Genomic DNA, 19,621 nt, shown 5'->3' on the forward strand with positions numbered 1-19,621 from the left:
GCTGCGTCGGAGGTGCGTGAGGGCACGTCCGATGCCGCAGACGTCGACATCGTGAGCGACCTGGCGCGTCAGTTCTCGGGTTCGGGGTCCGCCTCGACGCCCGACGGGGCCGCGTTTCCGGCGAAGGCGGCCTCCAGGCCGAGGATCTTCGCGCCGTCGGAGGCGCGGGCCTCAACGATGCGGAGCGTGGCGAACTCGCCGACGTAGCCGGCGGCCGCGCCGACGACCGGCAGCCTGCCCACCGTGTCGAAGACCCCGCCCGGGCGCGGGCGCGATTCGAGCGCCGAGCGCGCCGACTTCACGGTGTGCAGCACGTCGCGGACCGCGCCGAACGCGGAGAACACGCCGCCCCGCAGCTTCTCCGTCGTCTCACGCACGGGCACGAGGTCCTGGAAGCCCGGCTGATCCCCGAGGAGCGCGCGGGCGTCGATCTGGCGGCGGGAGAGGACCCGCGCGACGAGGTCGATCTGCTCGGGCACCTGGTCGACGCCATGCTCCCTCGCCACGCCCACGACGACGAGCGTCTGGTTCGCGAAGCCCAGGTAGGTCTGCAGCGGCAGCAGGCGCGCGACGAAGCCGAGGGCGCCGGGCCAGGCCACCGCCACCGTCGAGACCGCGCCGACGGGAATGACCCACCAGCGGGAGCGGCCGTCGGCGTCGCGCTTGAGGTAGCCGTTGACCAGGGGGATCGGGGTGAGTCCGGCCAGCGTGGAGACGACCCGGACGCCGGCCACCGCGGGCCGCGCGACCGTGACGAAGACGCCGACGGTGCGCGCCAGCTCCAGGTCCGTCACCGTGCCCGTGACCGCGCCGCCGCGCGGCTCCAGCGCGTTCACGCGGCACCCCGCTGGGCGTGCGTCGTGGTGCGTTCGCGCGCCGGGCGCCCGATGCCGTTCGCGATCGCGTGCAGTTCGGCCACCGTCTTCTCCGATCCGTGCGCCGATCCCGCCATCCGCGAGATCGTCTCCTCCATCAGGGTGCCACCCAGGTCGTTCGCTCCGCCCTGCAACATGGCCTGCGTGCCCGCCGTGCCCAGTTTCACCCACGACGTCTGGACGTGGTCGATGCGGCCGTGCAGCATGACCCGCGCCAGCGCGTGCACGGCGCGGTTGTCCCGCTTGGTCGGCCCCGGGCGGGCGGCGCCCGCGAGGTACAGCGGGGCGCTCTGGTGCACGAAGGGCAGCGGCACGAACTCGGTGAAGCCGCCTGTGCGGTCCTGGATGTCGCGCAGCACGTTGAGGTGCGTCACCCAGTGCGACGGGTTGTCGACGTGGCCGTACATCATCGTCGAACTCGACCGGATGCCCACCTCGTGGGCGGTGGTGACCACGTCGACCCACGCCGACGTGGGCAGCTTGCCCTTGGTGAGCACCCAGCGGACCTCGTCGTCGAGGATCTCGGCGGCGGTGCCGGGAATCGTGTCGAGGCCGGCCTCGCGCAGCCCGATCAGCCAGTCCCGCACCGACTCCCCCGAGTGGGCCGCGCCGTTGACGATCTCCATCGGGCTGAACGCGTGCACGTGCATACCCGGGACGCGCTGCTTGACGGCGCGCACCAGGTCGGCGTAGCCGGTGGCGGGCAGGTCGGGGTCGATGCCGCCCTGCATGCACACCTCGGTGGCGCCCACCTGCCACGCCTCCTCGGCGCGGTCGGCGACCTCCTTCATGGAGAGCGTGAAGGCGTCGGCGTCGCCCTTGCGCTGTGCGAAGGCGCAGAACCGGCAGCCGGTGTAACAGATGTTGGTGAAGTTGATGTTCCGGTTGACCACGTAGGTCACCACGTCGCCCACGACGTCCTTGCGGAGCTGATCCGCCAGGGCCACCAGCGCTTCCAGCCCGGCGTCGTCGGCGTAGGCGAGCGCGCGGTACTGGTCGTCGGACAGCCCGCCCGGGTTCTTCTCCGCGGCGCGCAGGGCCGAGAGCACGTCGGACTCCACCTTCTCCGGCGCCGACAGCGAGAGCACCTGCTCGCGCACGGACTCCCAGTCGCCGAAGGCGGAGCCGAGGTCCGAGCGGGTGTCGGTGTTGCGGCCGTCGACGTCGATCGCGGTGTTCAGGTCGGTGCGGCCCGAGGACGCCCACTCCTCGTCGGGTTCCTGCCAGGGCACGCCGACGGGCATCGCGTCCGGGTCCGCGAGCCCCGTCTCCGGGTCGGCGAGGGCCGCGACGTGCGGCGCGACCCGCGGATCGATCCACGGGCTGCCGGCGCGCACGTACTTGGGCTGCGCCGTGAGCCGCTGCCGCAGCTCGAATCCCGCGTCGGCGGTGATCGTCGCGAGCGCGTCGAGGTCCGGCCAGGGGCGCTCGGGGTTGACGTGGTCCGGGGTCACGGGCGAGACGCCGCCCCAGTCGTCGACGCCGGCCTCCAGCAGCAGCCGGCACTCGTCGGCGGAGACCAGGTTCGGCGGCGCCTGCACCCGCATCGCGGGCCCCAGCACCATCCGGGTCACGGCGATCGCCGCGCGGTAGACCTCGAGGTCCGCGTCCTCCACCGACCGCATGGCGGTATCGGGCTTGGCGCGGAAGTTCTGGATGATGACCTCCTGCACGTGGCCGAAGGCCTTGTGCACCTTGCGGATGGCCATGATCGACTCGGCGCGCTCGCGCTCGTCCTCGCCGATGCCGATGAGCAGGCCCGTCGTGAAGGGCACCGAGAGGCGGCCCGCATCGGTGAGGGTGCGCAGCCGGACCGCCGGGTCCTTGTCGGGCGAGCCGTAGTGCGGCTGCCCCTTCTCGGTGAACAGGCGCTCGGAGGTGGTCTCGAGCATCATGCCCATCGACGGCGCGACGGGCTTGAGCCGGGAGAGCTCCTCCCAGCTCATGACGCCCGGGTTGAGGTGCGGCAGCAGCCCCGTCTCCTCCAGCACCCGGATGGCCATGGCCCGCACGTAGTCCAGCGTGGAGTCGTAGCCGCGCTCGTCGAGCCAGGTCCGGGCCGCCTCCCAGCGGTCCTCGGGCCGGTCGCCCAGCGTGAACAGCGCCTCGTGGCAGCCCAGCTCGGCGCCGCGGCGCGCGACCTCGAGGATCTCGTCCGGCTCCATGTAGGCGCCGTGCCCCTCGGCCGCCAGCTTGCCGGGCACCGTCACGAAGGTGCAGTAGTGGCACTTGTCGCGGCACAGCCGCGTGATGGGGATGAAGACCTTCTTGCTGTAGGTGACCTGCGGCGTACCGTCGGCCCCCGTCAGCCCGGCCTCGAGGAGCCCGGCGTCGCGCACCCGCGCCGCGGAGCGGCACAGGTCGTCCAGGTCGTCGCCGCGGGCCGCGAGGAGCACCTGCGCCTCGTCGACGTTGAGCACCGCCCCGTCCCGCGCCCGGCGCAGGGCGCGGCGCATCGCCGACGCCGTCGGTACGTACGGCTCCGCGGCTCGCTTCGGCACCGAGGGCACCGGGAGGAGAGCGGGAGATTGCTCTGAAGCGTCCGTCACTCCACCGATGATGCCAGGTGTCCCGCGAGGATCGGCATCCCGATTCCACAGAGCAGGAGCAGGAGCAGCCGCCAGTCGGCGTAGAGGACGATGTCGCCGCCCGGCCCGCCGAGCAGGAAGGCCGCGATCACCAGGAGGAACGCGATCACGGGCAGGGCACCGTGGACCGGCTCGCCGCCCAGCCGGCGGGTCGCGACGGAGATCCCCGCGAGCAGCGCGCCGAAGAGAACCGCGGAGAGCGGAAGGGGCACGGCGCCGGAGTACAGGTAGAGGTACATCGTGGCGCCGACCGCGCACACCGCGCCGCCCACGGTCGCGACGCCGAGCAGGATCCGGTCCAGCGGCTCCATCACGCCACCCCCGCGAACAGGTCCCGCTCGACCCCGTCGGGGCCGGGCGCGGCGGTGCCGCGGGCCAGGACGTAGGCCTCCTCGGCGAACACCGGCTGCGCGATCCGGTTGGTCAGGGCGAGGGCGGCGCCGTCCGCGCTGACGCCGAGCTGGGTCGCGTGGGCGCGGAGCGCGGCGCGCTTGCGGTCGAGGACGGAGGATACGTCGATCCGCGTGGTGATCGCGGCGGCGTCGTGGGCGGGCAACTCGGCGGCCGCGGGGATGCGCCAGCCGTCCGGCAGGTCGGTGCCCCGCAACGCGGCGAGGCCGGCGTCGAGGTCGTCGCGGGCGGTCACCGTCCAGTACAGCTTCGCGACCTCCCAGGGCTCCCCCGGGACGCCGGGGTCCGCCGCGGCATCGACGGCGGCGTGCGTGAGCAGGTGCGCGGCGATGTGGTCGGGATGGCCGTAGCCGCCGACCTCGTCGTAGGTGATCACGACGTGCGGCCGGGTCTCCCGGAGGATGCTGGTGAGGGCCTGCAGGGGGCTGCCGTCGACCCACTCCAGGTAGGGCGACGAGGCGAACGCCCGCGGGTGCTCCGCGGCGGGGGTGCCGGCCATGCCGGAGTCGCGCCAGCGGCCCATGCCGCCGAGGAAGCGGGGCCGCAGCACCGGCCCCGTCGGGTCGCTCAGCGCGGCCAGCGCGCCCGTCAGCTCGCCGACCCGGTAGCCGCCCAGCTGGTCGGCGTTGTCGGCGGTGAGCTGCGCGAAGGGCGGCTCCATCACCTCGCCCTCCTCGCCCAGCGTGCAGGTCACGACGGTGACCTCGGCGCCCTCGGCGAGGTAGCGCGCGATCGTCCCGCCGGTGGTGATGGTCTCGTCGTCGGGGTGCGCGTGCACCAGCAGCAGGCGCCGTCCGCTCGCGTCGGTCACTGCCGGGCCCATCCCTCCACGCCGGTGAAGACGCCGTCGCGCGGCGGGCCCTCCAGGGTCACGCCCTGCACCGTCGGGCCGACGGCCGTCAGCGTCACGTCCTGCAGGATCGGCAGGACCGTCGCGCGCGACCACAGCTGCGCGTCGATCGCCGCGAGGTCGATGGGGCCGCCGCGCAGGCCGTCGAGCGCGAGGCCCTGCAGGTCCGCGTCGCACAGGCCGGAGAGGTTGCCGCCGACCGTCGTGGCGGCGGGGTCGTTCTCGAGGTTCGGCGCCTGCGGCGTGCTGGTGGTCGTGGGCCGCTGGCCGCCCTCGGACGGGGGCGCCGGGCACTCGACGCGGGAGGCGAACCGCTCCGCCGGCGTGGGGCCGGAGCTGGACCAGCCGACCACCGCGTCGACGGCACCGTCGAGCAGCGCGGTCCCGGCGACCACCTGCGGCTCGAGAGCGACCACCGAGGCGAAGACGCCCATGGCGCGCAGCTGGTCGGTGGCGTTGCTGGCGACGGCGAACGCGGCGACGTTGCCCTGCGGCACGCCGATCCGCAGGAACATCGGCACCCCGTCGCGGACGTACTGCTGCACGTTCTCGCCCGGCGACGGGGACGGCGGCACCGGGAGCGCCGACGGGTCGGCGCTGGTGCTCGGGCCGGCCGGCTCGGTCGTCGCGGGGGGCGGCGTGGGCGGCACGCTCTGGCTGGGCGGGATCGGCGCGTTCTGCAGCGTGTAGCCGGCGCCGGCGAGGGCCTGCTCCAGGCGGGCCTTCGCCTCCGCGGGCGCGGGGCGCGCGGGCATCGTCGGGACGTAGCCGGGATCCGACGGTGCCAGCACCTGCGCGCGGGCGGGTCGCGCGGCGTCGCCTCCGGACCCGACGGTGGTGAGCAGGTCCACGTTCACGGCGTCGAGCAGCGCGCGGCGCACCTCGACGTCGGCGAGGAACTTCGAGCGGGTGTTCAGCGTCAGCGACAGCACCCGGGGATCGACCTGCTCCACGGCGCGCACCTGGTAGATCGAGGTGAGCTGCGCCAGCAGCGACGGTCCGCCGTGCACCGAGACCACCTGCACGTCGCCGGTACGGACGGAGTTGGCGAGCTGGGTGTCGGTGCCGCCCTTGCGGAGCACGATGCGGTCGACGCGGGCGGGCTTCATCCAGTAGCGGTCGTTGCGCTCGAGGGTGACCTCGTCGCGCGCCACGTCGACCTTCTTGACCAGGTAGCCGGCGCCCGAGGCGGGGATCTTCTCCCGCATGGCGCCGTTGAAGCCGCCCGGCGAGCCCTTGATCAGGTGGCTGGGCAGCAGGTTCTGGAACAGGGTCCGCCAGCCGGGCAGCGGCGCCTTCAGGGTGACGATGACCCGCTTGCCCCCGGCGCCCGACGCCACCGACTCGATCTGCCGGTACGGCGCGGAGCCGACCGTGTCGGGCGCGGTGGTCATCGACTGCCAGAGGTACACGAAGTCCTCGGCGGCGATCGGCGCACCGTCGGACCACTGCGCGTCCTGCCGGATCGTGTACGCGATCTGCAGCGGCGCGGGGTGCTCGATCGCCGGGATCAGGTCGGTGTTCTGCTGCAGCGTCACCCGCCCGTCCTGCCCCCGGACCTCACGGAAGACGCTCGGGAGGGTCATCGCGGCCAGGGCGCGCGACGCCGAGGACGAGTTCGACGCGAGGTGCGGGTTGAAGCCCGGCCCCAGGCCGTCGATCGCCACCTGCACGGTGGCCCCGGTGGTGGCCGGGGCCTGCGGCGGCGCGGAGGTCTCCGAGCCCGGCACCGCGGGCGGCGGGTCGGCGACGCACGCGGTGAGGGTGGTCGCGAGCAGCACCGACGCCACCGTCAGCCCCAGGGACCTGTGCCGCACTGCTCGTGCCTCCTACGCTCGCTGGAAGTCCACCGCCCGACCGTCGTCGTCGGGCCCGTCGCCGCGACCGCGGGATCAGCCCGCGGACTGGTCCCGCGACTTGGCGCGCGAGCGCTCACGGGCGCGCTCGGTGGCGTTCAGGTGCACCTTACGCACCCGAACGACCTCGGGGGTGACCTCGACGCACTCGTCGCCGGCGCAGAACTCCATCGCGGCCTCGAGCTCCAGCTTGATGGGCTTGGCGAGGGTCTCCATCACGTCGGCGGAGGACTGACGCATGTTGGTCAGCTTCTTCTCCTTGGTGACGTTGATGTCGAGGTCCTCGGCGCGGGGGTTGATGCCCACGACCATGCCCTCGTAGGTGTCGGCGCCGGGCTCGACGAAGAAGGTGCCGCGGTCGGCGAGCTGGATCATCGCGAACGGGGTCACGCTGCCCTGGCGGTCCGAGACGAGCGAGCCGGTGTGGCGGGCGCGGATCTCGCCGGCCCACGCCGCGTACTCGTGGAAGACGGCGTTGGCGATGCCGGTGCCGCGGGTCTCGGTGAGGAAGTCGGTGCGGAAGCCGATGAGGCCGCGCGACGGGACGACGAACTCCATGCGGACCCAGCCGGTGCCCTGGTTGGCCATGGTCTCCATGCGGCCGCGACGGTTCGCGAGCAGCTGGGTGACCGAGCCGAGGTACTCCTCGGGGACGTCGATGGTCAGGTGCTCGAAGGGCTCGTGCACCTTGCCGTCGACCTTGCGGGTGACGACCTGGGGCTTGCCAACGGTGAGCTCGAAGCCCTCGCGCCGCATCTGCTCGACGAGGATGGCCAGCGCCAGCTCGCCGCGGCCCTGCACCTCCCACTGGTCGGGCTTGCCGATGTCGAGCACCTTGAGCGAGACGTTGCCGATGAGCTCGGAGTCGAGGCGCGACTTCACCATGCGGGCGGTCAGCTTGTGGCCCGAGACCTTGCCGACCAGCGGCGACGTGTTGGTGCCGATGGTCACCGAGATGGCGGGCTGGTCGACCGTGATGCGGGGCAGCGCGACGGGGTTCTCGAGGTCGGCGAGGGTGTCGCCGATCATGATCTCCGGGAAGCCCGCGACGGCGACGATGTCGCCCGCGACGGCCTCCTCGGCGGGCTTGCGCTCGACGCCGTCGGTGGCGAGCAGCTCGGTGACCTTGGCGTTGGTGATCACGGGCTCGCCGTCGACCTCACGCATCCAGGCGACGGTCTGCCCCTTGCGGAGGGTGCCGTTGTGGATGCGGACCAGCGCGAGGCGGCCGAGGAAGGCCGACGCGTCGAGGTTGGTGACGTGGGCCTGCAGCGGCGCCGCGGCGTCGCCCTTGGGGGCGGGGATGTAGTCGTGCAGGATCTGGAACAGCTCGTCGAGGTTCTCGGCGTCGGGGACGGTGCCGTCGGCGGGGGCCGTGGTGCTGGCCTTGCCCTCGCGGCCGGAGGCGTAGACGACGGGGAGCTCGAGCGCGAGCTCGGCGGCCTCCGCGGCCTCGTCGGACAGGTCCGACGCGAGGTCGAGCAGCAGGTCCTGCGCCTCGGTGACGACCTCCTCGATGCGGGCGTCCGGGCGGTCGGTCTTGTTCACGACCAGGATGACGGGCAGCGACGCGGCGAGCGCCTTGCGCAGCACGAAGCGGGTCTGCGGGAGCGGGCCCTCGGAGGCGTCGACCAGCAGGACGACACCGTCGACCATGGACAGGCCGCGCTCGACCTCGCCGCCGAAGTCGGCGTGGCCGGGGGTGTCGATCACGTTGATGACGGTGGTGGTGCCGTCGGCGTTCACACGGTGCACGGCCGTGTTCTTCGCCAGGATGGTGATGCCCTTCTCCTTCTCCAGGTCACCCGAGTCCATGACCCGGTCCACCAGCTCGGCACGCTCGGCGAACGCGCCGGACTGCCGCAGCATGGCGTCGACCAGGGTGGTCTTCCCGTGGTCGACGTGCGCGACGATGGCGACGTTGCGGAAGCTGGGCTGAGCCACTGTGGTTCTCCTGGAGGTGGTCGTGCGCGCGCTACGGCCGATGGTCCGTGGGCGCGTCGAAGGGGGCGTGTGGACACGCCTGGTCGTGACCAGGTTACTTCCCAGAGGCCCGCGGAGCCGCATCGTGACCGCCGGATGTGACGGTTGGCATCCCACGATTAGGTTGCGCTAACCTATTCAGGTGAGTAAGACCAAGGCGCACAAACTCGTGGGCAGCAAGCCCAAGAAGAAGTGCTGCCGTAAGAAGACGCGGTGCATGAAGTGCCCTGTGGTGATCCACAAGCTCAACCGGATGGCCGCCCACGGCGCCTCGAAGAAGGAACTCGAGAAGTCCCTGAAGACGGTGCGCGCCAACCCCGATCGCACGCGCGTGGCCTAGTCCGCCGGTTCCAGGAGCTTCCGCAACGCGCCCGGATCGGCGGCGGTCGCGACGGCGCGGTCGAGCTCCTCCGGGGTCACCGGCAGTGCCCGCAGCTCCCCCACCAGACCCGGCACGTCCGCGTCGCGGCCCGCCGCCGGCGCGAGCTCGAGCAGGAAGGCCAGGGCGCAAGCACGGTCGGCATCCGTGTCGCCCTCCTTCGGGCGCCGCAGCGCCGAGGTCAACGCCCGATAGGCCGCGACGTCGTCGCCCTTGAAGCCACTGAGGATGCGGGCGTTGTCGAGCGCCTTCGCGAGCCCGGACAGCTCCTTCGCGCCGCCGTACTCGAACTCCTCCTCGTCCTTGCGGATGATCAGCAGCTGGTTCCCCGACGGGTCGACGAGGGTGAACCGGGAGGCGCCCGGGCGGAACCGGGTCAGCCGCGGCTCCCCCGAGGCGGGCACCTTTCCGAGGAGTCCCTTGATCGCGGCCTTGAACGCGGCGTGCTCCGCGGCGACGTCGTCGACCAGCAGCAGGCAGATCCCGGTGTCGTCGGCGTCGCGGGCGAACCGCGCGAAGTGGACGTCCGCACCGTCGCGCGTGAACGCGAGGTAGAGGTAGGGGCGGACCTGGTAGCCCGTGCACTCGAATCCGAGGGCGGTGTAGAAGTCGCGGGTGGCCTCGGGGTCGACGCAGGGCAGGACCGGAACGGCGGTGGTGGGCACCCCGCCAGGCTAGTGCGGAATGCGGTCAGTTCCTGTCCGACGGTGCCGTCACCAGCAGGTTCACCAGCACGGACGTCAGCACGCGCACCAGCTCCGCGGGATTCGACCGGTCGCCCCCGTGCTGCCACCAGGCCATGAGGAACTCGTTGACCGACGGGATGAAGGCCGCGTGCACCCACGGCGCCACGGGCCGCGCGCCGGCCGCCTCCGCCGCCGACCGGATGGTCTGCGCCCACAGGTCGCGGTTCGCCAGCCGGAACGCCTCCAGCTCGGCGCTCACTCCCACGACCTCGACGAAGGCCACCCGCAGCCCCCGCGGGTCGGCGAGCACCGCGCCGATGTACGCGGTCAGCCCCGACGCGACCAGCGCCGCGACGGCCCCGTCGCCGGTGCCCGCGGCGGGGGCACCGGCCGCCAGCGCATCGGCGACGGCGGCGCGCCCGCGGTCGTGGACGCCGGTGTAGAGGTGCCGCAGGAGGGCCTCGCGGTCGGCGAACTGCTCGTAGAAGTGGCGCCGCGAGACCTTCGCGCGCTCGCAGACGTCGGCGACCGTCGTCTGCTGGTACCCGACAGTGGCGAACAGCTCCAGCCCGGCGTCCTCGAGCCGGGCGAGCCGCTCGGCGTGCCGGGTGCGGGCGTCGGCACCGCCGTACACCCGCCCGGCGGCGCTCCGTCCGGCCGCGCTCCGTCCCGCGTCGGTCCGTCCCGCGGCGCTGCTCCGGGCTGCGGCGCCCCGGCCGGTCGCGCCGGTCCGCGCGGTGGTCATGACGTCGAGGCGGTGGCGCCCCACCAGATGTTCACGTCGCCGTCCACGGCGAACTCGTCGATCGCGGCCAGCTCGTCGGCGGTGAAGGCGAGGTTCGCGACGGCGCCCACGCTGTCCTCGAGCTGCGCGACGCTGGACGCCCCGATCAGCGCGGAGGTCACCGCCGGCGACCGCAGCACCCACGCGATCGCCATCTGCGCGAGCGTCTGGCCGCGGTCGGCGGCGATGCCGGCCAGCCCCCGGACGCGCGCCAGGTTCTCCTCGGACAGCATGCCGTCGGAGAGGCTCTTGCCCGCGGCGGCGCGGGAGTCCTCGGGCACGCCGCCGAGGTAGCGGTCGGTGAGCAGGCCCTGCGCGAGCGGCGAGAAGGCGATGACGCCCATGCCCTCGGCCGCGGTGGTCTCCAGCAACGACGGCCCGCCGCCCTCCCCGCCGCGCTCGATCCAACGGTTGAGCATCGAGTACGAGGGCTGGTGGATGAGCAGCGGCGTGCCGAGTCCGCGCATGATCTCCTGCGCCCGCGCGGTCAGCTCGGCGCTGTACGAGGAGATGCCCACGTACAGCGCCCGTCCGGAGGTGACGGCCGTGTGCAGCGCGCCCATGGTCTCCTCGAGCGGCGTCTCGGGGTCGGGCCGGTGGCTGTAGAAGATGTCCACGTGGTCCAGGCCCATCCGCCGCAGCGAGCTGTCCAGCGAGGAGAGCAGATACTTGCGGGAGCCGCCGAAGCCGTAGGGGCCGGGCTGCATGTCCCAACCCGCCTTCGAGGAGATGATGAGCTGGTCGCGGTAGGGCCGGAAGTCCTCGGCGAAGAGCGTGCCGAAGTTCCGCTCGGCGCTGCCGGGCGGCGGGCCGTAGTTGTTCGCGAGGTCGAAGTGGGTCACGCCGAGGTCGAAGGCCCGGCGCAGGATGTCGCGCTGGGTCTGCAGCGGCTTGTCGTCGCCGAAGTTGTGCCACAGGCCCAGTGAGACCGCCGGGAGCGTGAGCCCCGCCTCCCCCACCCGGCGGTACGGCACCCCGTCGTAGCGGCGATCGGCGGCGACGTACGGATCGAATGCACCCATACCCCCATCATGCCCGGCGCACGGCGCCGCCGGGCCTACGATCGGCAGCATGAGCGACGAGGCGACGAACGGAACCCAGGACGAGAGCCTGCTGACGGTGCTCGTCGCGTTCGCCGCGAACGTGCTGATCGCGGTGGCGAAGTCGGTGGCTGCGGTGGTCACCGGCTCGGCGGCGATGGTGGCCGAGGCCGCGCACTCGTGGGCCGACACGGGCAACGAGGTCTTCCTCCTCATCGGCGCGAAGCGCGCGGCGAAGCCCGCCGACGATTCGCACCCGTTCGGCTACGGACGCTCGGGCTACGTGTGGTCGATGTTCGCAGCCTTCGGGCTGTTCAGCGTGGGCGCGGCCGTCTCGGTGTGGCACGGGATCTCGTCGCTCGGCGCGCCCGAGGAGGCGACGGATTACGGCTGGGGCTACGCCGTGCTGGCGATCTCGTTCGTGCTCGAGGGGATCTCGTTCGCGCAGGCGCTGCGCCAGACGAAGGAGGGCGCGCAGGAGCGGATGTTGCACCCACTGCGGTACGTGCGGGTGACGTCGAATCCGGTGCTGCGCTCGGTCTTCGCGGAGGATCTCAGCGCGCTCATCGGCATCGTCATCGCCGCGAGCGCGATGGCGCTGCACCAGATCACCGGCAACCCCGTGTGGGACGCCGTCGGGTCGATCCTCGTCGGCATCCTGCTGGGCTTCGTCGCGGTGTTCCTGATCCGGCGCAACATGGACTTCCTCACGGGTGAGGAGGCGACGCCGCTGGCCCGCAACCGCATGCTGGAGGCGCTGCAGTCGCACCCGGACGTCAAGCAGGTGAGCTTCCTGCACATGGAGTGGGTCGGCGCCGACCGGCTGTTCCTGGTCGCGGCCGTCGACCTCGAGGGCGACCTGCCGGAGTCCCAGGTCGCGGCGCGGCTGGCCGCGATCTCGGACGACATGAACCGCATCCCCCGCATCCAGCGGGCCCTCTTCACCCTCACCCGCCCCGGCGACACCACCCGGCTGGCCGCCGAGCCCCTCCCCGACTGGTACCTGCCCGAGGACGAGCGCCGCGCCTAGCGGGACGGGCGCGCCGCCGTCGGCGCCGCCTACCCGAGCCGCGCCGCCAGCCGCGAGGCGTTCATGTGCGCGATGGCCTCGATGGAGATCATCGGGTTCACGCCGCTCGGCGTGGGGAAGCACGAGGCGTCGGCGACCACGAGGTTCGGCACCTCCCAGGTCGCGCCGTCGGGGTCCGTCGCCGAGGTCTGCCGGCTGCCGCCCATCGCGGCGGTGCCCATGATGTGCAGCGCGATCATCATGCACCGCGCGGGCGCGTAGCCCTCCCGCTGCGCGGCGGCGGCGAAGCCGTCGAGCGACCCGGGCAGGTCGGCGGAGACGCGGTTCTGGTGCGAGCTGCGCACCGACGTCGCGCCCGCGGCGGCGAGGATCTCGGCCGCACCGACCACGCCGCGCTGCATGTGCGCGGCGTCGCGATCGTTCAGCCGGTACCGCACGACGGGCTCGCCGTCCCGCCCGACGGTGACCCGCCCGCTGCCGGTGTCGCGGACGATGACGCCCACCTGCACGGTGTGCCGCATCGCCCGCATGTCGGCGGCGTGCCGCGCCGCCGAGTGCCAGGGCTGGAACAGGGTGATCGCGCCGGGGCTGACGGGACCGGTCTCGTAGATGACGCCGTATCCCTCGCCGTCGAGGTCGGCGTGCTCGGTGGAGTAGCGGGTCTGCAGGCCGCCCTCCCAGGGGCGAACGTCCTCGTCGAACACGCCGGCCACCGCGGTCACCGGGTGCAGGCGCAGGTTCTCGCCGATCCGCTCGTTCCGCAGGCCCGAGCGCCGCAGCAGCGGCGGGGTCTGCAGCGAGCCCGCCGCGACCACGACGGCCTTCGCGGCGACGGTGACCGGGGCACCGTCGGGCCCGATCGCCTCGACGCCGGTCGCCCGGCCCCGCTCCACGATCACGCGCCGGACCTCGACGCCGACGGCGATCCGCGCACCGTCGGCGGCGGCGTCCTGCAGCCAGGTCTTGGCGGTGGACTGCTTGGCACCGATGCGGCAGCCGTAGCCGCAGCGCCCGCACTCGACCCCCTGGTCGCAGCCGAGCACGTTGCGGGGCATGGCGTCGCGCTGCCAGCCGAGCGCGGCGAGCCCGCGCTCGAGGATCGCGTCGCGCGAAGAGGCCGAGCCGTGGTCGGTGTTCACCCCCAGCCGGCGCTGCACGGCGTCGAGCGCGCGGGTGAACTCGTCGCCCGCGAACTGTCGCGCGCCGTGCGCGGCCCATTCGGCCCGGACGTGCTCGGGCGTCGCGAACGAGGTGGTCCAGTTGACGACGGTGCCGCCGCCGAGCGTTCCGCCCGCCATGAGGGACGAGAACTGCCCCTCGGCCGAGATCGCGGGCGCGCCGGCGTACAGCGTGGTGAGCGACTCCAACTCGCCCCGGCCGAAGTCGCGGTCGTCGTGGTAGCCGCCGCGTTCGAGGACCAGCACGTCGAGGCCGGCGGCGGCGAGCACGGCGGCCGCGGTGCCGCCGCCCGCGCCGGAACCGACGACTACGACGTCGGCGGTGAGGCGCGCACCGCCCGCGGGGATCGTCAGGGGCCGGAGCGGCCTCTCGGGGGCGTCGGGCAGCGGCCCGGGCGCCTCGGGGTAACCCGTCGCGGCGCGCGCGGCGACGGCGTCCGGCGCGATGTAGTACGCGCCGATCAGCAATGAGCGCAGCCCCTGAAAAACGGTCCGGATCTCGGCACGCGGGTGCCTGCCCCAGCCCAGCAGGACCTTCTCGCGCCGCTCCTGCGGCAGCGCGGAGAACTTGCGGGGGCCGATCCGGTTCACCAGGCCGAAGCCGCGGGTGTCCCACACGTCGAGGAAGAGCTTGAGCTCGCGCAGCTCGCGCGGCAGCATCTTGTGCTGCGCGGTGCGCGAGACGGAGGCCAGGAAGTCGATGTCCCGGGCGCCGGGCACGCCGTCGCCGCCGGGGACGAGCGTGTCGGCGATCGAGAGCAGCGCGCGGGCCTGGCGCGGGGTGAAGACGTCGGTCACGGGACTATCCGATCACGGCGATGCGGCGCGGATTGAGCGCGACGCGCACCGTCTCGCCGTCGGCTGGCGCGGTGTCGCCGAGCGCGTCGACCAGCAGCTCGCCGTCGTCGGTGTCGACGGCGGCGGTGATCCGCACCCCGTCGGCCGTGGGGACGGAGCCGGTCACCCGGGCCGGCACCCCGTGCGCCTGGATCACGACGGAGCCGGGGCGCAGGCCGAGCCGGAACCGCCCGTCGGGGCAGTCGACGAGCACCTGGCCCAGCGCGGAGGTCGCCTGTAGGTCCTTGACCTGCGCGTCGAGCAGGACGGAGTAGCCGAGGAAGCGGGCCACGTCGGGCGTGCGGGGGCGCCGCCACAGCCGGGCGGGCCGGTCCACCTGGGCCAGCTCGCCGGCGTCCAGCACGGCGACGGTGTCGGCGAGCTCGACGGCCTCGTCGTGGTCGTGGGTCACGATGAGCGCGGGCGTCCCGGTCTCGCGGAGGATGCGGCGCAGGTCGCCCACGAGGCGGTCGCGCAGCTGCCGGTCCAGGGCCGAGAGCGGCTCGTCGAGCAGGAGGAGGCGGGGCTTCGGGGCCAGCGCGCGGGCCAGCGCGACGCGCTGCTGCTGCCCGCCGGACAACTCCCCGACGGGCCGCGCGCCCATCCCGGGCAGCCCGACGAGATTCAGCAGTTCCTCGACGCGGGCGTTCGCCTCGGCGCGCTGCCAGTGGTGGCGCTGCAGCCCGTAGCGGATGTTGCCGGCCACGTCGCGGTGCCCGAAGAGCTGTCCGTCCTGGAAGACGACGCCGAAGCCGCGGCGGTGGGTGGGCACGGGCGCGAGGTCCTCGCCGTCCCAGAGGATGCGCCCGCCGGCCAGGGGCTCGAGGCCCGCGACGGCGCGCAGCAGGGTGGACTTGCCGCAGCCCGACGGCCCGAGCAGCGCGGTCACGGAGTCCGCCCCGCCCGTCGCGGCGGTGTTCCCGACGGTGAGCGAGACGTCCCGCACGGCCGTCCGGTCGCCGTAGCGCACCGAGACCCGGTCGATGGTCAGCATCGCGACTCCTCTCCCCCGCCGACACGCATCAGAACTCCGCCCGCCCGGCGTCGTCGCGGCGCAGCGCCTCGACGGCGCCGATCACCAGCACCGTCGCGGCGATGAGCAGCACGGAGCACGACGCGGCGAGCGCCGCGTCGGCCCAGCCGGGGCGGCCGGATATCCGGCCGATCAGCACTGGCAGCGTCATCTGCTCGGGCCGCACCAGGAAGCTGGCGGCCCCGAACTCCCCCAGGGTAACGACGTACGCGAAGCCCGCGGCAACGGCCACCGACCGGCTGATCACCGGCAGGTCGACGGAGGTGAAGACGCGCACCGGCGAGGCCCCGAGCACGGCGGCGGCCTGCCGCTGCCGCGGGTCGACGGCCCCGAGCGCGGGCACCAGCACCCTCACCACCAGCGGCAACGCGACGAGCGCCTGCACGAAGGGCAGCACGGCGGGCGATTCGCGGATCGCGGGCAGGGACTGCAGCGCGAGGAGGTAACCGAAACCGAGCGTCACGGCGCTCACGCCGAGCGGCAGCATCACCACGGCGTCGGCGAACCGGCTCAGCAGCCCGCGGGAGCGGGCGATCGCCACCGCGGCGAGCCCGCCGACGAGCAGCGCGATCGCCCCCGCCTGCGCGGCCGTGACCAGCGACATCACCAGCGCCTTCACGGGCACGACGCCGCCGAAGCCGGTGGTCAGCCGCCGGTAGGCGTCGAGGCTCAGCGCGCCCGACGGGTCGGGGCGCAGCGAGCGCAGGAGCAGGGCAGCGAGCGGGAAGAGCAGCAGCGCGACGCTCACGGGCACGCCGACGAGCACCGCGAGCCGGGCGCGGCCCCCGGGACGGGGCGGCTCGACCCGCGCAGACGCCGAGGGCCGCGAGACCCGCACCCGCAGCGCGCCACTCAGGGCGACGGCGAGCACCACGATGACGATCTGCACCAGCGCGAGCAGCGCGGCGGTGCGCAGGTCGAAGGCGCCGACCACCTCCTGGTAGACCGCGGTCTCCAGGGTGCGCAGCCGGCTGCCGCCGACCACGAGCACGATGCCGAAGCTCGTCGCGCAGAACAGGAAGACCACGGACGCCGCCGACGCGATGGCGGGCAGCAGCGCCGGCGCGGTCGCGGTGAGGAAGGCGCGGACGGGGCCGGCGCCCAGCGTGCGCGCGGCCTGTTCGGCGCGCGGGTCGACCGCGGACCACACGCCGCCCACGATCCGGGCCACCACCGAGACGTTGAAGTAGGCGTGCGCGAGCAGCACCGCCCACACCGTCTCGGAGAGGCCGAGGAAGCCGAGGCTCCCGCCGGGCGCGAACAGAGTGCGGAAGGCGACGCCCACCACGACGGTCGGCAGCACGAAGGGCACCGTCGCCACCACGCGCACGAGCCACTGCCCGCGGAACTTCACCCGCGCGGTCAACCACGCGAGGGGCAGCCCGAGGACCACGGTGAGCAGGGTCGACGCCGCGGCCTGCCAGACCGTGAACCAGACCAGCCCCAGGCCGCCCGCGCCGGTGAAGCCCTGCCAGAGGCCGACACCGTCGGACGAGAGCCCGCGCGCGACGATCGCGGCGACGGGCCAGAGGAAGAACACCGCGACGAACAGCAGCGGGGCGGCCAGCAGCGCGAGCCGCCCGCGCGAGGTGGTCATCACGGGCGGAGGTTCACCGCCCCATCAGCTGGCGCCACTGCCGCACCCAGCCGTCGCGCTCGTCGGCGAGGCGGTCGGCGGGCAGCGTGGCGGCCTTCGGCGGGACCGGCGCGTACTTGGCCCACGACTCGGGCAGCGCGACGCCGCGGGTCACGGGGTGGACGTACATCTCGTCGGGGATGGTGGCCTGCACCGCGGGGGTCAGCAGGAAGTCGATGAGCTTGCGCGCGCCGTCGGGGTTCTTGGTGCCGCGCAGCACGCCGGCGTACTCGACCTGCCGGAAGCAGGTGTCGAGCAGGGCCTTGGTCGGGGGCGCGGCGCCGTCCTTACCCACCTCGGCGGCGGGCGAGCTGGCGTAGGAGACGACGATCGGCTTCGGGCCCTTGCCCGACGAGCCGGAGAAGTCGGTGGAGTACGCGGTCGACCAGTTCGGGGTCACGGAGACCTCGTTGGCGCGCAGGGAGCGCCAGTAGTCCTGCCAGCCCTCGCCGAGGGCCGCGACGGTGCCGGCCAGGAAGGCCATGCCGGGCGACGCGGTCTCGGGGTTCTGCACGACGGTCAGGCCGCGGTACTCGGGCTTCGCGAGGTCCTGGTAGGTGACCGGCTCGGGCAGGTTCTTGGCGCGGAAGTAGCGGGTGTCGATGTTGACGCAGACGTCGCCGAAGTCGATCGCGGTCAGCTGCGGCATGCCGGCCAGCGCGTAGTCCTGTGCGCCGTTCGCGGCGGCGGGCGAGACGTACTCGTCGAAGACGCCGGCGCGCACGGGCCGCGCGGCGTAGGTGTTGTCCACGCCGAACGCGACGTCGCCGGGCGGGTTGCCCGGGGTCAGCGACAGCTTGGTGGCGAGCTCACCGCCGTCGCCCAGCTCGACGGTCTTGATCGCGAGCCCGGTCTGCTTCGTGAAGTCGGCGAGGACCTGCTCGGGCAGGTGGAAGCTGGAGTGGGTCACCAGGGTCACGGTGCCCGTGGCCGACGGTGCGTCACTCTCCTTCGACGGTGCCGTGCTGGTCGCGCAGGCGCTGGTCGCGAGGGTCGCCGCCGTGAGGATCGCAAGGCCTACGCGGCCGAGGGTGGTCATCCGCTCAGAGTAGTGCGTCCAGCCGCCGCCGCTGCGCGAGGATCAGCGCGACGAGGACCATCGGCGCCAGCACACCGGGCGCCATGAACAGGGCCCAGACGGGGCCGTCGTCGATCCCGATCGCGGCGAGGCCCTTGCGCAGGAAGTGCACGCCGATGTAGCCGAAGACCGCGGTGACGCCCGCGACCGCGGTCGCCCAGGGCGTGAAGCCCGCGCCGGGGGTGCGGAAGTCCGCGCCGCCGCCCGGGCCGAGGGGGCCGTGCACCACCCAGATCAGCAGCGGGACGATCCACACGAAGTGGTGGATCCACGAGATCGGCGAGGCGAGCAGCCCGAGGAACTGCACCAGCACCAGCGCGATGAGGGCGTCGCCGCGGCGCACCACCCACCAGGCGGCGAACAGCAGGGCGGCGGCCACGATCACCGCGATGATCCACGCCGGCCCGGTGCCCACGTCGTGGCCGGCGAACCGGGAGACCGCGCCGCGCAGCGCCTGGTTGTCGGGCTTGGCGGGATCGCCGATGGGGCCGGTGTCGCCGAGCAGCACCGTGAAGTAGCGCCGGGTCTCCGCGGGCAGGATCAGGTAGCTGATCCCGACGGTGGCGGCGAACGTCACACCGGAGAAGACGGCGGCCCAGACCCGGCCGCGGGCGAGCAGGAACAGTCCGCCCACCGCGGGGGTGAGCTTGATCCCGGCGGCGAGGCCGACGAGGAACCCGGAGGCACCGTCGACCTTCTCCGGCTTCAGCGCGAGGGACGGCGACGGGGCGGCGCGGGCGACGAGGTAGGCGGCCCACACGCCGAAGGTCATGAGGACCACGTTGATCTGGCCGTAGTCGAGGTTCGTCCGCACGGGGTCGATCCACAGCGCGGCCGCGGTCCACACCAGGGGCAGCTCGCGCGGCACGTCGCCCAGGCGCGACGGTGCGCCGCGCCCCGCGGCCAGGATCGCCAGGCACATGCGGATGACCAGGAACAACAGCCCCGCGGTGAGCGCCACCCAGCCGACCGCGACCACCGGGAAGGGGAGGAACTTCAGCGGGTAGAAGAACAGTGCCGCGAAGGGCGGATAGGTGAAGGGCAGCGGCTGCTGCGGCGTGTAGTCGCGGAGCGCGAAGTCGTAGAGCCCGCCGTCGGACGTCACCCGCTGCGCGGCCTCGTAGTACACCCGCAGGTCGACGAAGTTGAAGTTGTGCTGCCCGGCGAGGATCCACACGATCCGGGCGCCGAGGGCCACGAGGAAGAGGGGAAGCGCGACGCGCCGGAGGCCGCTCGACCGGCCGCCGTCGGCCGACGTGCTGCGGTCCTTGGTCACGGGTGGACACCTTAGCCATGCTCACACCCGTTGCGCGAACCGCCGCGCGTCTGGACTATGGAGCGGGTGACCACAGCCGAGACGACCGCCCCCGATCATTC

Annotated in this window: 16 protein-coding genes; 2 read left to right on the top strand and 14 right to left on the bottom strand. The window is 73.4% G+C overall.

Annotated elements, in window-relative coordinates; genetic code table 11:
• Positions 1–68: 68 nt before the first annotated feature.
• The 6 genes from WFK95_RS21690 to typA all read right to left on the bottom strand — a co-directional run bounded on the left by WFK95_RS21690 (position 69) and on the right by typA (position 8,524).
• Positions 69–836 (bottom strand): hypothetical protein, encoded by a 768-nt coding sequence (locus tag WFK95_RS21690; protein WP_336671932.1) that lies wholly within the window; start codon positions 834–836, stop codon positions 69–71.
• Positions 833–3,424 carry a bifunctional FO biosynthesis protein CofGH gene (locus tag WFK95_RS21695; RefSeq protein WP_224646088.1) on the bottom strand — a complete coding sequence of 864 codons (2,592 nt, stop codon included), beginning with the start codon at positions 3,422–3,424 and terminating at the stop codon, positions 833–835. The genes WFK95_RS21690 and WFK95_RS21695 overlap by 4 nt, the downstream gene beginning before the upstream one ends.
• Complete coding sequence (locus tag WFK95_RS21700; protein WP_336671933.1) at positions 3,421–3,774, bottom strand: hypothetical protein; 354 nt, start codon at positions 3,772–3,774, stop codon at positions 3,421–3,423. The genes WFK95_RS21695 and WFK95_RS21700 overlap by 4 nt, the downstream gene beginning before the upstream one ends.
• The gene (gene mshB / locus WFK95_RS21705) at positions 3,774–4,697 is read right to left on the bottom strand and encodes an N-acetyl-1-D-myo-inositol-2-amino-2-deoxy-alpha-D-glucopyranoside deacetylase (RefSeq protein WP_336671934.1); all 924 of its coding nucleotides are present in this window, start codon (positions 4,695–4,697) and stop codon (positions 3,774–3,776) included. Before mshB ends, WFK95_RS21700 begins: the two co-directional genes overlap by 1 nt.
• Positions 4,682–6,541 carry an ABC transporter family substrate-binding protein gene (locus tag WFK95_RS21710; protein ID WP_224646091.1) on the bottom strand — a complete coding sequence of 620 codons (1,860 nt, stop codon included), beginning with the start codon at positions 6,539–6,541 and terminating at the stop codon, positions 4,682–4,684. The genes mshB and WFK95_RS21710 overlap by 16 nt, the downstream gene beginning before the upstream one ends.
• Positions 6,542–6,616: 75 nt before the next feature.
• Positions 6,617–8,524, bottom strand: a complete 1,908-nt coding sequence (typA, locus tag WFK95_RS21715; RefSeq protein WP_224646092.1) for a translational GTPase TypA — start codon at positions 8,522–8,524, stop codon at positions 6,617–6,619.
• Between the two features lie 181 nt (positions 8,525–8,705).
• On the opposite strand from typA, the gene WFK95_RS21720 reads away from it, so the two are divergent.
• Complete coding sequence (locus WFK95_RS21720; RefSeq protein ID WP_224646093.1) at positions 8,706–8,903, top strand: hypothetical protein; 198 nt, start codon at positions 8,706–8,708, stop codon at positions 8,901–8,903.
• On the opposite strand, the gene WFK95_RS21725 is transcribed toward WFK95_RS21720, so the two are convergent.
• The 3 genes from WFK95_RS21725 to mgrA are packed head-to-tail and all read right to left on the bottom strand — an operon-like array spanning position 8,900 to position 11,434.
• Complete coding sequence (locus tag WFK95_RS21725; protein WP_224646094.1) at positions 8,900–9,607, bottom strand: glyoxalase; 708 nt, start codon at positions 9,605–9,607, stop codon at positions 8,900–8,902. The genes WFK95_RS21720 and WFK95_RS21725 overlap by 4 nt on opposite strands.
• 25 nt (positions 9,608–9,632) lie before the next feature.
• Positions 9,633–10,373 carry a TetR/AcrR family transcriptional regulator gene (locus tag WFK95_RS21730; protein WP_224646095.1) on the bottom strand — a complete coding sequence of 247 codons (741 nt, stop codon included), beginning with the start codon at positions 10,371–10,373 and terminating at the stop codon, positions 9,633–9,635.
• Positions 10,370–11,434 (bottom strand): L-glyceraldehyde 3-phosphate reductase, encoded by a 1,065-nt coding sequence (gene mgrA / locus WFK95_RS21735; RefSeq protein ID WP_336671935.1) that lies wholly within the window; start codon positions 11,432–11,434, stop codon positions 10,370–10,372. Before mgrA ends, WFK95_RS21730 begins: the two co-directional genes overlap by 4 nt.
• Before the next feature lie 49 nt (positions 11,435–11,483).
• Between mgrA and WFK95_RS21740 the strand changes: the two genes are divergently transcribed.
• Positions 11,484–12,482 (top strand): cation diffusion facilitator family transporter, encoded by a 999-nt coding sequence (locus tag WFK95_RS21740; RefSeq protein ID WP_336671936.1) that lies wholly within the window; start codon positions 11,484–11,486, stop codon positions 12,480–12,482.
• 29 nt (positions 12,483–12,511) lie between these two features.
• Here the strand turns inward: WFK95_RS21740 and WFK95_RS21745 are convergent, their stop codons facing one another.
• Genes WFK95_RS21745 through WFK95_RS21765 form a run of 5 tightly spaced genes read right to left on the bottom strand, consistent with a single transcriptional unit; the run spans position 12,512 to position 19,520 of the window.
• Positions 12,512–14,458 (bottom strand): GMC family oxidoreductase, encoded by a 1,947-nt coding sequence (locus WFK95_RS21745; RefSeq protein WP_336671937.1) that lies wholly within the window; start codon positions 14,456–14,458, stop codon positions 12,512–12,514.
• Positions 14,459–14,462: 4 nt separating this feature from the next.
• On the bottom strand, positions 14,463–15,491 hold the full coding sequence (locus tag WFK95_RS21750; protein WP_336671938.1) for an ABC transporter ATP-binding protein: 1,029 nt from the start codon (positions 15,489–15,491) through the stop codon (positions 14,463–14,465).
• Between the two features lie 28 nt (positions 15,492–15,519).
• Positions 15,520–17,127, bottom strand: a complete 1,608-nt coding sequence (locus WFK95_RS21755; RefSeq protein ID WP_336672015.1) for an ABC transporter permease — start codon at positions 17,125–17,127, stop codon at positions 15,520–15,522.
• Between the two features lie 13 nt (positions 17,128–17,140).
• Positions 17,141–18,205, bottom strand: coding sequence for a thiamine ABC transporter substrate-binding protein (locus WFK95_RS21760; protein ID WP_336671939.1), 1,065 nt, complete (start codon positions 18,203–18,205; stop codon positions 17,141–17,143).
• Between the two features lie 4 nt (positions 18,206–18,209).
• Positions 18,210–19,520: a glycosyltransferase 87 family protein gene (locus tag WFK95_RS21765; protein ID WP_336671940.1), complete on the bottom strand. Its 1,311-nt coding sequence runs from the start codon at positions 19,518–19,520 to the stop codon at positions 18,210–18,212.
• Positions 19,521–19,621 lie beyond the last annotated feature (101 nt).

Source organism: Tsukamurella sp. USMM236 (assembly GCF_037148755.1).
GTDB lineage: Bacteria > Actinomycetota > Actinomycetes > Mycobacteriales > Mycobacteriaceae > Tsukamurella.